The sequence below is a fragment of the Nostoc sp. FACHB-133 genome (genome assembly GCF_014698055.1).
Classification (GTDB): Bacteria; Cyanobacteriota; Cyanobacteriia; order Cyanobacteriales; family Nostocaceae; genus Nostoc.
Genome location: NZ_JACJSH010000004.1, coordinates 57,170 through 71,984 on the forward strand (window position 1 = coordinate 57,170; position 14,815 = coordinate 71,984).

Consider the following 14,815-nt stretch of genomic DNA (forward strand, 5'->3'; position numbering starts at 1 on the left):
GTGAATGATAAATACAAGTGGTTGAGTATCTTGGCAAATTTCCTCAAAGTAATTCATAGATATTCACTACTCCTATTCAACAGTTATAAACATTAGAAAATAATTGGAAATAAAATAGTGTTTAATCAAAAAACAACTGAAAACGATTGGAATTTAGATGAGAGTAGGACACTGATACAGGCACTTATAAAAGATTTTTATAAAAATAATTTAAATAATTTTGCAGATTCAACTAAACAAAAAGAATTAGTCTCAGCAGGGAAAGAAATATCCCAAATAATTATTTTGTTTAATCGGCTTCAAAAACTTATCAATAGAAACACGCCACAAAAAATTTGGTGGGACGAAATACCGAGAATATTGATACCTGATAATAGGAATACAATTCAAAGAGAACTGACTGAACTCTCTAAAGCTTTAATATTTGCCATAGAAGCTCTACGTGAATCTTCATCGAATATAAATATTGCCCAGGCAATTAGATTTGATGTTGAACAAATTGTTTGCAAATATGAACATCCTATAACAGGATTTATCATCAATCCATTTCTATCAGTTCATCGTTCACCATCAACGACTACTAAAGTAATTTTTGGACTTATAAGTGCTGTGTTTATATATGGAGGAATTACTTCTTCTTCTATCGCAGGACTTTGGATGTTCTCAGAAATGATTAATTATTATAATAACAATAATTATAATATTAACAAGAATTTTTTACAAAGCGAAATCAAAGAAATTCAAAAATATACAGATAACCGAGTAGAAGAAATTCAAAATCAAGCTGAAACGAAAAATAAATCTGACAACACAAATTCTGCATCGGTAGATGATGTTAGTAAATTAAAAACAACTAAGGAAGAAATTAAGGAGTTAAATATAATATCACAAAAAAATGCAGAGTTCAAGAGTACAGAATTGACAATTCTAAATAGTAACCTTGCCGAATTAAATGCACAATATAACAAAAGACAATCTGTAAATCAGAAGTATAATGAATTTCTTCTCCAACTCAGTTTAGCTATTTCGGCAGGAACATTAGGTAGTATTATCAGTATTTTAATTAGAATTGAAGAATTTCAAAAAAAGAAATATTCCGATCCACTAACTCCATTTCTTGTTGGTGCTTTTAAACCAATGATTGGAGGAGCTTTTGCTGTTTTATTTTTAGCCTTAATTAACTCTGGGCTAATATCAATGTTTATTAATCCCAGTATCTTCAAGCTAAATCCAACTACGAATCAAGAATCATCTCAAGACCAACAAAGGTCTTTGATTTTTGTAATAGCATTTGTTGTTGGTTTTAGTGAACGACTTGCAAAAGATTTTATCGGTAAAGCAGAAGAAATAGCAAGTGGAAACCGAGAAAATCCTGAATATAAACCAGTTACTAATGAATTATCAATTGATGTAGATAGTTTAAATATGCCAGAAAAGAAATCAGCTAACAGTGCAGTTATTTTAAATACACTGCCGCAGCAAGTAGATAGTAGTGATTCGCTAAATGGTGCAGATGATTTAGACCTTAGCAAAGGCGATCGCTAATCTCAAGAAAATCAAGCATGGAGAGGTAAAGACGGTTCGTAAGTAAGATAATCCCAAATCTAAAATTTAAAATCCAAAATTGAATGGCAAATAAACGCTTCTATCACATTGGTTTTGGACAAGACGATTTAGGTTCATCGCCTCCCAGCATTGCCCTATTATCGGGTGATCCAGAGCGATCGCATCTAATCGCCCAAACTTATTTCCAAGATGTGCGCGTGTTGTCAGAAAATCGCGGACTCAATAGCTATGTAGGATACTTACCAAATGGTTGCAGCATCTTATCAGCTACTAGTGGTATGGGTGCGCCTTCATTAAGTATTGTGGTGAATGAATTAGTACAAGTAGGAATCCAGCGAATTATTCGCATTGGAACTTGCGGAGCAATTCAACCTTATATACCAATCGGTAGTGTTGTTATTAGTAGTGCAGCATTATGTCGCCAAGGTGCAGCAAATGACATTGCACCTGTGGAGTATCCAGCCGCAGCCGATCCGTTTCTGACAGTAGCTTTGGTTAAAGCTGCGCGAGAGTTAAAGGTTGAACATTACATCGGAATCACGGCATCAGTTGATACTTTTTACGAAGGACAAGAACGCACTGATTCAGCAAATCCAAATTTAATGCGATCGCTGCATGGCATCACAGAAGAATATCGGCGCTTAAATATCTTGAATTATGAGATGGAATCCGGCACACTATTCAAAATGGCAGGTGTGTATAATTTTGCTGCTGCTGCTGTTTGCGGTGTAGTTGCTGGGCGTACTGTGAGTGAAAATATCATCTTAGAACAGAGGGATATTGCTGTGAAAAATGCGATCGCAATTGCTGTAAATGCAGCAGCAACCTTTGAGTCAGACAATTAATATTTACTTGATAAGTTAACTCTCAGTAGTTTCATCATGTCTTCACCCAATCTTTAATTTTTCACTCAGTAATTATAGCTAATATAGCTTACATAACAGTAATCTCATATTCTAAAAAAAGATAAAAATCACCATAACTATCCTAAAAATAAACACTTATTTAAACTATTAAAAGTAAATATTGTAAGTAATTTAGATTTCAATAAATATTGAAAAAATGGAGTGAAAGCTAATATGAATAATATTTTTAAGTATGGGATTAAAACCATGACTTCAACTGTGATGTCTACGACGAGCTACGCCTACGTACTAATCCCAACGCTGATATTTTTAGCATTCTCTCATCGAGCAACAGCAGACGATCCAGGAGCATGTTACATGGTAATGTCCTCTGGTAAAACAGTTGGATTAGAAAGGCTTTGTGGCAATATAGCCGCACCTTCAGACGACAAAGTTTTTCGAGTTTCAATTAAACGCCGCTTTGGTAGAACTCCTGTGATTGACGTTACCTTCAATGACAAAAAAACCTTTGAAATGATTGTAGATACTGGTGCTAGCGGGACTATTATTACTCAAAGTATGGCGAATACACTTAAACTCCAGACTACAGGTACAATGCAAGCCCAAATTGCCGATGGTAGCGAAGTAGAATTTCCAACCAGTAAGGTAAAATCTATTGCAGCAGGTGGAGTTACAGCCAATAATCTTCAGGTAGCGATCGCACCCAAAGCCAGCATCGGCTTACTGGGCCACGATTTCTTCGGCAACTATGATATTAAGATTCTGGAGAGAGAGGTCGAATTTCATCACCGCTAATGGTTGGAAGTAAAAACATAGAAACATGACTAAGCTGATTGAATACGAAGAAGCCAGCGATGAAATCCGGGCAGTATATGACGACATCCGCGTCACCCGCCAGAATGACTATATCAATAACTTTTGGAAAGCCATAGCTAATCATCCCCCTACCTTGCAACGAACTTGGCAAGCGGTGAAAGAAGTGATGACTAGCCCCGGTGAAATTGATCCACTGATGCGAGAACTAATTTATATCGCCGTGAGTGCGACAAATGGCTGTGAGTATTGTATTGCCTCGCACACAGCAGGAGCGCGGGCCAAGGGAATGAATGATACCATGTTCGGGGAACTCATGGCGATCGCAGCTACTGCCAACATGACCAATCGCCTCGCCAACGGCTATCAAATTCCGGTGGACGAGAGATTTAAGACGTAGGAATGTAGCGTTGTCGATCCCTGCTTCAGATCGGGTTTAGCAGAATTATTGACTATGCCAAAGCTTCAGGTTAACGGGATTGATTTGTTCTACGACATTAAGGGAACGGGTGAGCCTTTGCTATTAATAGCTGGCTTCCTTTGCGATCATGCCTATTGGTCGTTGATTATGCCATCGCTGATTTCGCAGTATCAAGTTATTCGCTTAGATAACCGAGGTATGGGGCGAAGTTCCGCTCCCGAAACCCCCTATAGTCTGAAGCAGATGGCTAATGATGTAGCAGCATTGCTCGATCGTCTTGCGATCGATAAGGTGCATCTAGTAGGTCATTCAATGGGTGGTCAGATAGCTCAAGAATTAGTGTTAGCACATCCTGAAAAGGTGCAAAGTCTAATGCTGCTTTCGTCACTTGCAAAGGGTGATGAATTATTCAACAGCATCATTGAGACTTGGGGCGAACTCTGCGCTAATGTAGACCTGAAACTTTATGAGAAAGTCGTATTACCCTGGATATTTACAGATACCTTCTACTCGATTCCTGGTATGATCGAAAGTCTGATCGAATTTGCAATCAGATATCCTTTCCCGCCAGCGACTCATTCACTCCATCATCACAGCCAAGCCATGCTTGACTTTGACACAACAGATCGCCTTCAAAAAATTCATTGTCCTACCCTAGTTCTAGTTGGCAAACAAGACATTCTCACTCCCCTAAAGTTTTCCCAGCAACTTGCTCAAGGCATTCTCGACGCTGAACTTGTAGTTCTCGAAGGTGGTGGTCATGGCTTCTTAATTGAGTCGCCGGATACTGTGATTTCAGCTATGCTAAACTTCCTGCGGAAATTGAAGCCAGCCTACACTATTTAACGCTCCCGAAAAATTGTCACGACAACAAAAAATTTAAGGGTAGGGAATCGCGATCGCTTTGTTAGTTAATTCCTCAACATCATCATCTTTACACTCTATTATCTTGAATCCATCTTCCATATCAGTCTCACTTCTTTAAATATTTCTACTTTACAAAGAAAAGCTGTAGATTAGTGAGTTATTTAGCACTCTCTAAGCTACAGTTATCTCAATATTTGGGATTAAAATTAAACCTCTCGTACCGCGTCTGAAACCACAAATCCATTATTAGCGAACTTATCATCAGTATCAAAATACTCACCAATTACAGGCAATAAGTGGTCATATAGTTTCATTGACTGTAAACAACTATTGATACTAGAAGCTGCTAAATTGTACGCTGCAATATTTTCTTCAGCAACACTCAATAATCGGCGATTATTAGCGATTTTCTCTTCAGCTTCTTGTTGCAGTGTTTTCTCTAAATAAGCACGCGCCTGTGGATATTTTTGCAAAATCTCATCTGCTTGCTGATCTGCCATTGGTAACAACTGAGTTTTGAGAGTTTGGTTAATAGTTTGACGGAAAGATTTACGAATAGTTTGCGAAACTTTTGGCTCAAAATCTAACTTCAACAATTGCCTAATTGCTGGTTCTGCTTCTACGATACTTTCAGCATCGTAGCTTTGAGAAGTTTGTAATAAAGTTTGGCGAAATTGATATATAGAAAAAGTGCCTTCATCATAAAATCTCGGACTTTCTCGCACGAAGCGATCGCACTCTACACTAGCTGCACTCACTAATGCTTGAGTAACTGCTTTTTCTAAATTTCTAATCTCTTGTTCAATTCCGCCATCATTATCTAATAAACGATACAACTGGCGATAATATTCTGACTTGCGAATCTTTTCAATCAATCGCTGAAAATAATTCGTAACAACTTGCTGAGATGACTCAATCAAAATATCTTCTAACTGATTTGCTAAGTAATAAAATGCCTCTACTAAAATAGCAATTAAAGGTGCGGTAGCATTGCGAGGATGGCTAATTGTTGCACGTTGATAAGCAGAAGCTACAGAAAAAGTATCTAGCAATTCATCTAAACGGCGAATCATTCGTGATTGCAATTGTCTAAAATCTGCTTCAAAAGCATCGCAAGAATTATTAATTATTTGGTTAACTTCTTTTGTGATATGCTCGCTAAATTCTCTGCCGATTTGCTGGAGTTGCTGATTTAGGCGTTGCAACTCTTGCTGCTTCATACTCTCAATTTCTTGGGGTTGACTATCTAAATTACGTTGTACACTCTGATAATGTTTTGTCAGTTTAATACAAACATCTTCCAAATCATCAGCAAGATTCTTAAATAGTTGGGGACGCTTCTCTTCTGTAAGATAGCGAGTAATAGCTGTGCGAAATTCTTCAGTACCACTATCTTGAATTAGCTTTTCTATCAGTTCATTTCCCCAATCTCCCAAAATCCGCACATAATTTTGATTTGGAGTTTCATAACCGTTAACAGAGACACGGAATTTAGTGGTAGATAACTTTCCTGAATTTACGCAGTAGTTGTTAAACGCATAGACAAATTGTGGTGTTTCTTCTTTACCATCTAAACCTTTAATGCTTTCTGCAAAAACAGAATCTAAACCAAATCTATCTAGTTGATTTGTCTGTTTAATCTGACTGCCATAAAATCCTAATAATCCACTTGTTTTATAAACCTTGTTTGAATTGGTAAATTGTCCGCTAATTAAATCATCTAATCTTTGTCGTAGTTGGGTATTGTACCAAGTTTCATCGATGCGGTTGAAGACATAAAAAACGCGATCGCGTACTCCCCAATTTTGCCGCATTAATTCCAAAAGTTCTGTTTCTTCTTTTGTCATGTCACCCGCCGAAGCAGGTTTTAGCACACACACTACCGCCGAAGTATCAGGATGTTGAATTTTGGCATAAGTTAGTTGTGCATCTTTCTCTACTGGTGCATCTATACCAGGTGTGTCAATAATTACGTTGCCGTCTTGTAGCAGAGGATGATTACAGTAATATTCTATTCGCTTCAACACGGCACTATTACTACCACGACGGGCATATCCAGCCGCTTCCTTGAGGTTGGAGAAGTTAAATTGCTCCATTGAGTATGTAGCATTCATCACCGTGTTGATGCGATCGCGGTTTGCCATATATCCCTCTAGCAACAATATTAACGCCTTCGCCTGTTTTGCACGTTCTGATTTACTCTCGCCACCCTCCTGCTGAATAATTGCTTCAGAACCTTGACGTAGCAAAGTAATTACATCAGCTTGGTTAATATTAGTTACTGTTGTAAATCCTAGCTGCTGACACAAATAAACTGCTTGTTCTCGAATTTCTACTTCACTTAAAAACGTCAAAACAACACGTTCTTTATCTAATTCTGCATACTCAATTTTGCATTCTGTACCTGTAGCATGTCCTTCTGCACTGTAAAGTAGTTCTCTCTCCAATAGTGCATTGATTAGCATTGATTTACCAGCACTAAATGCACCTGCAAATACAATCTCAAACTTGGGAGAAATCGCTTTAGTTAAGGAAGTTTGTACAGGTGTAATATCTTGAGAATGTAGCGTTGATTCTTGTTGTAAAAGTTGTAATATCGACTCAACTTGCTCTTTCAAATTTTTGCACTGAAGCGGTAAATCTGACATATTCAGCATCCTGACAATATTTATGTATATGTTAGTTACATTTGTTGTCTTGATGGTTCAGTAGTATTCCTGAGATATTTGATGCGATTTAGTTACTGGGTATCACCTAACGCACAAAGATCGTGTCTGGTTAAAAACTTATTAGGCTGACATGAGAGAAGTCTGATTACGACGTTGGCGAAGCCAACTCATCCGCCTCGCTGTAGTCAATTTTAACTAAGCTAATCGTCAAGCATTTTTCCCGAATGATTAGCTTGTAGTAAAGGCTACTTTATGGTACTGCTTCGCACCCTACTTTTATGCCAATACGGTTCATTAAGGGGCTACTGGCAAAAATTTTGGGTTTTTGAGATGCGATAAATCGCCGTCTCTACAAGTGTATTGACTTTTATGCAACTTAAATTAACCTGTTTAGCCTGAATTTCAATAAAATCAAAAAAATCTGTATATTTGAATACTTTTTAGGAATTTTTTGGCAAATGTCATGTTATTGTAACTTTAGCAAAGCCTTGCTCAGTCAATTCAGAGAGTCATGATTATCGAGTGGTTCATTCATGATCGACGGTAAAAAAGTTCGGTTTAAATTAAAAAATTATTGGTTTAAAACCTTTGGCAGATGGCGATCCTGTCCGCTAACCTGTCCAATAGACAGACCTCATCATCGGCATGTTTTTTGGAGTTGGATCGGTAGTTTTTTAGCCATAACTGCAACGTCTTACCTTGCTGCAAAAACTAATTCTCCTTTGCTGATGGCTCCTTTTGGTGCTACGAGTGTCTTGATTTTTGGTGTGCCTGACAGTCCTTTGGCTCAACCCCGCAATGTTATTGGGGGTAATCTTTTAGCTGCTATGGTGAGTCTGATAATTCTGCATTTTCTCGGTGCTTCTCCCTTGGCAATGGGAATGGCTGTTTCTAGTGCGATCGGAATCATGCAGCTTACCGGAACTCTACACCCACCTTCGGGTGCTGTTGCATTAGTCGTCATGATGACGAAACCAGACTGGCAATTTTTGCTAACACCTGCTTTTGAGGGATCGATGATTTTAGTGTTATGCGCTGTGATATTCAATAATTTAGCGGAGGAAAGGACGTATCCGAAACACTGGTTATAGCATTGTCTCGGGAGCATCTCACTTTTATTGAATATTACTCCAGTCGTTGGTTTAACAATTTCAATAAATGATGCGATCGCTCTATACTTTGAGGACGGGTTCAGGAGCTTTTTGGCGGATAGGCACTTGAATTATGAAATTACTGCCTTGCCCAAGGCTAGAAAAACATAGCAATTTCCCACCATGTTTTTCCGTAATGATTTGGTAGCTGATTGCCATACCCATGCCTGTTCCTTTACCTACAGGTTTGGTAGTAAAAAATGGATCGAAGATCCGACTTTGAACCGATTCTGGCATTCCTTGTGCGTTATCAGCGATCGCAATTTCTATTGATTGTGAATCAACTAATGAAGTGCGGATAGTAATTTGACTGGGATTTTCCTCTATCTGTTGAGAGGTACGCTTGATATCTAACTCATCAAGGGCATCCATTGCATTTACCAGAACATTCATTAATACTTGGTTGAGTTGACCAGGATAACATTCCACTTGCGGCAAGTTGCCATAATCTTTAATAACTTCAATTGCTGGACGGTCTGGTTTCTCTTTAAGGCGATGTTGCAGAATTAAGAGCGTACTTTCGATACCTTCATGAATATCAACTGCTTTAAATTCTGCTTCATCCATACGCGAAAAATTCCGCAGCGATCGCACAATATTACGAATCCTCTCAGTCCCCATTTTCATTGAAGGCAGTATCTTTTGTAAATCTTCAATGAGAAATTCTAGATCGATTTCCTCTGCTAATGCTTGAATTTCTGGGTCATGATTAGAATAGCGTTCTTGGTAGAGATAAATCATCTGTAACAAGTTTTGAGTATATTCATCCAAGTGAGTAATATTGCCGTGAATAAAGTTGACTGGGTTATTGATTTCATGGGCAATACCTGCTACTAGTTGACCCAGACTAGACATTTTTTCACTTTGAACTACTTGTGCTTGGGTACGCTGCAATTCACCCATCGCTGTTTTAAGTTCAACAGTCCGTTGTTCGACTCGCGCTTCTAGTTCGGCATTACTGTTTTCTAAAGCAATAAAGGATTCCCGCAATTGCCCTGCCATGTGATTAAAAGAGTGACCAAGAGTGTTGAGTTCATCGATATTCCCCTCTTGGAGTGTCTGTTGTAAATCACCAAATGCTATTGCCTGGGTAGTCTGATTCAAACGCAAGATAGGATGTGCAATCCAGCGCGAGGTAAATATGCCAACCGTCGTTGCTACTATCAGCGCCCCAAAACACAGCAGGATGCTAATTTGGGTGTTGGCATAGATTTGCGCCATGTAAGTTTTTTCCGGAATACCAACTACCACTAACCAGTCCAAACCATATTGGTCACGCCAAGGCACAATATGCACGTATAAATTTTCTCCTTGAACATTAACTTTCAGTTTTTGGGTATTGGTAACGGACTGAAAATCTGGAATGCGCTGCTGAAGCTGCTTGGCAATGCTTTGTAGCACCGGATTGGGGCTGTCGATCGCTTTAAGGCGTTTAATTTCGTTATTGACTACGGTAAAAGGCTTTTCTTGAGCAGAATTGGCAACCAACATACCATCACGCTCCATAATAAAAACTTGTCCGAAGCTGCTGACATTTAATTTTTGTAAAAATTCACTGAGTTTCAACAGGTGAATTTCAGCCCCCACAACACCAATCAGTTTTTTGCTGGCATCATAAATCGGACGGCCTGCCGATGCCACAATATAGGGGGGATAAGCAGGATCGTAATAAGTATAAATGCGAACCCAGATAGGTTTCCCCGCTTTGACAGGTTCAGTATAGGCAAGTTCATTGACGGTATCCCAAGTACTGGTCGTCATCACTTTGGTTGGGTTGCCATCATTATCTGTTAAGTAAGTTTTCGTATTTTTCGGCAGGCTTGGCGTTTTGATCGCATTATCATCGATTGTCACCGTTTTGCCATCGTAACGGCCGGCTCCAGTTCCTTCCCCAGTTGCTAGGTTCAAGCTGATAAAGGTTAGGTCATAGGCTTGCATTTCGTGCCAGAAGTACTTACCAACCTTGAGGCGATCGCGCACATTCAGCAATCCCATGCGAATTGCATCCGCATTTAACTGGATAACTTTATGAGGAATCGATAGGTAAGCATCTAAATGTTGATTTACCTCACCACTGGTTCGCTCCATCAACTGATCAGCTAGATCGTTCACCGCTTTCTCGCCATTTTTAAACGACAGATACCCGACCAGCCCCACGATGCCAAAAAGTTGCAATACGAAAGGAACGACCAGAACAAGCTGTAATGAAAATGCACGGACTTTGCCAGATGGATGTATCTTCATGAGTGGTAAATCTTGGTTCGCGCAGGTCTTTACTTAACCTAGATTACCCATGAGCAACTTCGGACTATCAAAATAATGTTGTGTTTAATTAAGAAGTAAATAACTAATAGGCAATATCTCTGTTTACAATTCCTCAACTTATTGCTATTGAACTTAATTGTACAAAATAGTCTTTTTGCAAAAATCAAATTACTGAAATAGTTAGAATTTAGGCTAATTTCTAGTATAAATACTAATTTCAATCAACTTAATTATTTAGTTATTTTCAGTGCCTTTACTCAAGATTTATAAAGTTACAAAAGTTATTTTGGCTATATAAAATGTCGGTTTTACGTTAATTTATAGCAAATTTTAAAGCTAGATTGGCATTCAGAAAATCTATAACAAAGGACTAAAATTTTAATGGAATTTAATCACTTAACAAAGCAGCTTAATCAACTGCTCGCTCAGGATTATGTGGCATTTAGCATTACAGAAAATCCTGTTATAAAAATACTTAGTCAGGTAAGCTTTGCTCAGATTGCTTATGTCATGCAGCAATATTCGATTTTTCCAAAGGAGTTGGTGGGTTTCACAGAGTTAGCAAGACAGAAAGCCCTGGCAGCTGGATGGAACAGTGTAGCCCAAGAACTCAAAGAAAATATAGTTGAGGAAATGGGTAGCACAACTGGAGGAATCTCTCATTACACGCTTTTAGCTGAAGGGCTAGAAGAAGGACTGGGCGTTCCTGTGAAAAACACAATGCCGTCAATAGCTACATTCAAACTGCTGAGAACTATGCAATCGGTATTTGATAAACAAATATACTATGTGCTTGGGGCAATCTATGCGATCGAGGCAACCTCAATTCCAGAATTAACTCTAATCGTGCAACTTCTAGATTGGTTGCTGGAAGGAGCAATGCCCAAAGATTTGGAATATTTCTTTAGCAAGCATTTAAACGAGTGGGAAATTGAACATGAAGCGGGCTTGAGAACATGTCTGGCAGCCTACATACAACCCGAAGAATTTGGAGAGTTTGCAGCAGGGTTCCGGGCAATGATCGATGCGATGCAGGTCTGGTGGCAGGAATTAGCGCAAGAGGCAATCTCATCTGAGGTTGTTCTGAGTACAGCGATCGCTCAACACCACTGATTAAATAGAACTTAACACTATGAATATCTTTACCCATCCATCATTTGTGGATGAAACTCCTAATACTAATAAACCAAAATTTGGACTACCTGGTGATTACTACTTTAGCGAGCAAATTTTTGCTTATGAGCAGCAAACTATCTGGCGTAACACCTGGCAGTTTGTCGGACGTGAATCCGATTTACCTAATCCTGGGGATTATTTAACTTGCCAAGTTGGCGATCAGCCCATGTTCGTGATTCGAGATAATAATGGCATATTGCGAGCGATGCACAATCTTTGTCCGCATCGCGGAGCGCAGATGTTACAAGGGCAGGGTCATTGCCAACGGGTGCGTTGTCCGTATCATGGTTGGAACTTCAATTATGAAGGCAATCTTAAAGGTTTACCTCGCGCTGAGTGTTTTCCCAATTTAGATAAGTCGGCTGTCTATTTAGCTAAGGGACGAGTAGAGACATGGGGCGGCTTTATCTTTGTTCATTCAGAAGCAGAAGGGGAATCTCTAGTAAGTTATTTGGCTGGATTTTCAGCTTACTTAGAGCAGTATCAGCACCGTTGGCAGGAACTTCAGCAGGTTGACCACTGGTTTTATGAAGAGCCAGCCAATTGGAAATTTCCCATTGAAAATTATCTAGAGTGTTATCACTTGTCAGTTGTTCATGCCCAAAGTTTAAAGTGTTTCGATCCGAAGAATATTATTTACACTCCAACTGGGCGACACTATCAGATATTTGTTCCTTTTACAGATGATGAATTCGTGAAAGATCACCCGGCTTTTTCAGGAGAACCAAGGGGACAATCTTACCAGGGCTTCATCTTTCCCAATATGATGATTAATACCGCAAGAGACAAAGTTTCAGTTTTTCGGCTGACTCCTTTATCTCCCACAAAAACTAAGTTTGAGGTTTTTATTTATCAAACAAAAGCACAGATTGAAGCATTTCCTTATAAACAAGATGAATTTCGACCTGAATTTGAGCGGGTGTTAAATGAAGACTTTGGGGTGGTGCGATCGCTACAAGCAAGTGTTCACTCCAAAGCTTATGGTGTATTTCAGCTTGCAGACATTGAATATGGAATTTCTCACTTTCATCAAGTGTTGTCGAAGTACTACCAACTCTAATACACTTTCCTTAGTATCAAGTCTAGAGGATTGATGACAACGCCCTTGCGATCGCAAGGGCACTGTCGTTATGATCGCTGGATAGATCCGGTGAGGATGTCAATCAATTTTCAAGTTGAAAGGCAAACGGGCATAAACCCCCTGTGGATCGTTCATTTTTTGCAGAATCTCTACTTCCTGTTGCAGTTTCTGAAATTCAGTAATCAAGGGATTGGATGGTTTTAGTTGCGTCGCCTCAATTCCTAAAGCAGTCCGCGCCTCTTCAGTTGCACGCCCAAAAAAGCGTTCTCCGAAACTGCTAGTGCGAGGATATTCTTGCACTTCCCAGTCTTCTCCTAGTTTCGCCTCTTTGACAGCATAAGCGATCGCACTATTCAAACCACCAATTTCATCCACTAAACCAATTTCCTTCGCCGCCACACCAGACCAAACCCTTCCTTGGGCAATTTCTGCAACTTTTTGTTCCGGGAGTTTCCGACCTTGAGAAACTTTATTCAGAAACATATTATAAATGCGGTTAACACTACGTTGATAAAGTGCCAACTCTTGAGGCGATTTTGGACGCGAAACTGTTTGACTATCAGCATAGGTTCCAGTTTTCACCGAATCCCAGGTGATGCCGTTATCATTGGCCAGCTTTTCACCATTAAATAGCAACCCAAATACACCTATGGAACCTGTAATGGTATTTGGTTCAGCAAAAATGCGATTAGAGTCGCTAGCAATCCAATAACCCCCAGAGGCGGCTACATCACCCATTGAGACTACAACCGGTTTTGCTTCACGGGTTAATTTCACTTCTCGTTGCATAACTTCGGCTGCGGTAGCGCTACCACCAGGACTATTAATCCGCAATACAACAGCCTTCACATCCTTATCTTGTCGGAGTTTGCTGAAGATTTTGGCAAAGCGATCGCCTCCTACTTGTCCACCATCACCTTTACCATCGACAATCTCACCCTCAGCATAAACAACGGCAATTTGATTTTTTGAGCTACGTTCTACACCCAAAGATTTGCCAGAAACTTCTGCGTAGCTATTCAGGTTAATTTGTCGGAATGTTTTGTCGTCTTTATCGCTATTTGTCAACTTTTTGAGGTCACTCACCACTTCATCAGGGTATGCTACTCGATCGACTAAACCGCTAGTTTTGGCTTGTGTGGCTTCCAGTACCGCCTGACTATCTGCGATCGCTTGCAACTGGTTAGGTTCAATTTTCCGACTTGCACTTACAGTAGTGCGCCACTCTCCCCAAACATCATCTAACAATTTCTGAGTTTGTTCGCGGTTTTCTGGACTCAATTTTTTGAGGATAAACGGTTCTACAGCACCTTTGAATTTACCCACCCGCACAACTTGCACACCAATGCCGTACTTCTGTAATGCACCCGCTAAAAACATCGGTTGTGAACTCAAACCGTTAACTTCCATCATTCCCAAAGGATTAAGCACAATGGAATCTGCTACTGAACTAAGGTAATATTCCTTTTCACTCCAATCACTGCCATAAGCCACAATCTTTTTCCCAGAAGCGCGAAACTCCTCCAGCGCTTTTCGAATTTCTTTAAGGGAGGCATAGCCGACGTTACCAGCTTGGCTAGCGCTAGTTGAATCGAGGTAGATCCCAACAATTCGCGGATCGCGTCGCGCTTTTTCCAAAGTTTCTACAACTTTACGGAGTGCCATTCTTTCATCATCCACACCTGATATTGTGTTTTGAAACAGTTCGTCAGAACTAGGTTCGCTATCAGTAATTTTCATTGACAAGTCAAAAACCAGCACTGACTTATCTTTTACATTTGGCCCTGTATCTTTAGACGAGCTAGCAGCGAATATTAGCAACAATAGTCCAGTGGTTCCTAAACCACCAAAAATAATTAGTCCTAATAATGTGCCAACTAAACTAGCAAAAGTTTGTTTGATAAAATTACGCATTAGTTATTAGTTATTGGGAATTGGGA

At 39.5% G+C, this 14,815-nt stretch carries 11 protein-coding genes; 8 read left to right on the top strand and 3 right to left on the bottom strand.

The window, feature by feature from the left end; genetic code table 11:
• Window positions 1-117: 117 nt before the first annotated feature.
• The 5 genes from H6G86_RS04890 (at window position 118) to H6G86_RS04910 (ending at window position 4,512) form a co-directional block, all read left to right on the top strand.
• Entirely contained in the window at window positions 118-1,545 is a 1,428-nt protein-coding gene (locus H6G86_RS04890) for a hypothetical protein (RefSeq protein WP_190933379.1), read from the top strand.
• An 83-nt stretch (window positions 1,546-1,628) separates the two neighbouring features.
• A complete protein-coding gene (locus H6G86_RS04895; RefSeq protein WP_190933380.1) occupies window positions 1,629-2,411 on the top strand; it encodes a nucleoside phosphorylase in 783 nt (260 codons plus the stop codon).
• A 267-nt stretch (window positions 2,412-2,678) separates the two neighbouring features.
• Window positions 2,679-3,227 (top strand): retroviral-like aspartic protease family protein, encoded by a 549-nt coding sequence (locus H6G86_RS04900; protein ID WP_520449526.1) that lies wholly within the window; start codon window positions 2,679-2,681, stop codon window positions 3,225-3,227.
• 25 nt (window positions 3,228-3,252) lie between these two features.
• On the top strand, window positions 3,253-3,645 hold the full coding sequence (locus H6G86_RS04905) for a carboxymuconolactone decarboxylase family protein (protein WP_012412753.1): 393 nt from the start codon (window positions 3,253-3,255) through the stop codon (window positions 3,643-3,645).
• 54 nt (window positions 3,646-3,699) lie between these two features.
• Window positions 3,700-4,512 carry an alpha/beta fold hydrolase gene (locus H6G86_RS04910; RefSeq protein ID WP_190933382.1) on the top strand — a complete coding sequence of 271 codons (813 nt, stop codon included), beginning with the start codon at window positions 3,700-3,702 and terminating at the stop codon, window positions 4,510-4,512.
• Between the two features lie 227 nt (window positions 4,513-4,739).
• Here H6G86_RS04910 and H6G86_RS04915 read toward each other — a convergent pair whose 3' ends face one another.
• Window positions 4,740-7,181: a dynamin family protein gene (locus H6G86_RS04915; RefSeq protein WP_190933383.1), complete on the bottom strand. Its 2,442-nt coding sequence runs from the start codon at window positions 7,179-7,181 to the stop codon at window positions 4,740-4,742.
• A gap of 554 nt (window positions 7,182-7,735) precedes the next feature.
• Between H6G86_RS04915 and H6G86_RS04920 the strand changes: the two genes are divergently transcribed.
• Entirely contained in the window at window positions 7,736-8,293 is a 558-nt protein-coding gene (locus H6G86_RS04920; protein ID WP_190933384.1) for an HPP family protein, read from the top strand.
• Window positions 8,294-8,374: 81 nt separating this feature from the next.
• Here the strand turns inward: H6G86_RS04920 and H6G86_RS04925 are convergent, their stop codons facing one another.
• Window positions 8,375-10,597 carry a sensor histidine kinase gene (locus H6G86_RS04925; RefSeq protein WP_190933385.1) on the bottom strand — a complete coding sequence of 741 codons (2,223 nt, stop codon included), beginning with the start codon at window positions 10,595-10,597 and terminating at the stop codon, window positions 8,375-8,377.
• Window positions 10,598-10,999: 402 nt separating this feature from the next.
• Here H6G86_RS04925 and H6G86_RS04930 point away from each other — a divergent pair, with 402 nt between their 5' ends.
• Complete coding sequence (locus H6G86_RS04930) at window positions 11,000-11,731, top strand: DUF3865 domain-containing protein (RefSeq protein ID WP_190933386.1); 732 nt, start codon at window positions 11,000-11,002, stop codon at window positions 11,729-11,731.
• Window positions 11,732-11,750: 19 nt separating this feature from the next.
• The gene (locus tag H6G86_RS04935) at window positions 11,751-12,854 is read left to right on the top strand and encodes an aromatic ring-hydroxylating oxygenase subunit alpha (RefSeq protein WP_190933387.1); all 1,104 of its coding nucleotides are present in this window, start codon (window positions 11,751-11,753) and stop codon (window positions 12,852-12,854) included.
• 99 nt (window positions 12,855-12,953) lie between these two features.
• Here the strand turns inward: H6G86_RS04935 and sppA are convergent, their stop codons facing one another.
• The gene (gene sppA, locus H6G86_RS04940; RefSeq protein ID WP_190933388.1) at window positions 12,954-14,789 is read right to left on the bottom strand and encodes a signal peptide peptidase SppA; all 1,836 of its coding nucleotides are present in this window, start codon (window positions 14,787-14,789) and stop codon (window positions 12,954-12,956) included.
• Window positions 14,790-14,815: the final 26 nt, after the last annotated feature.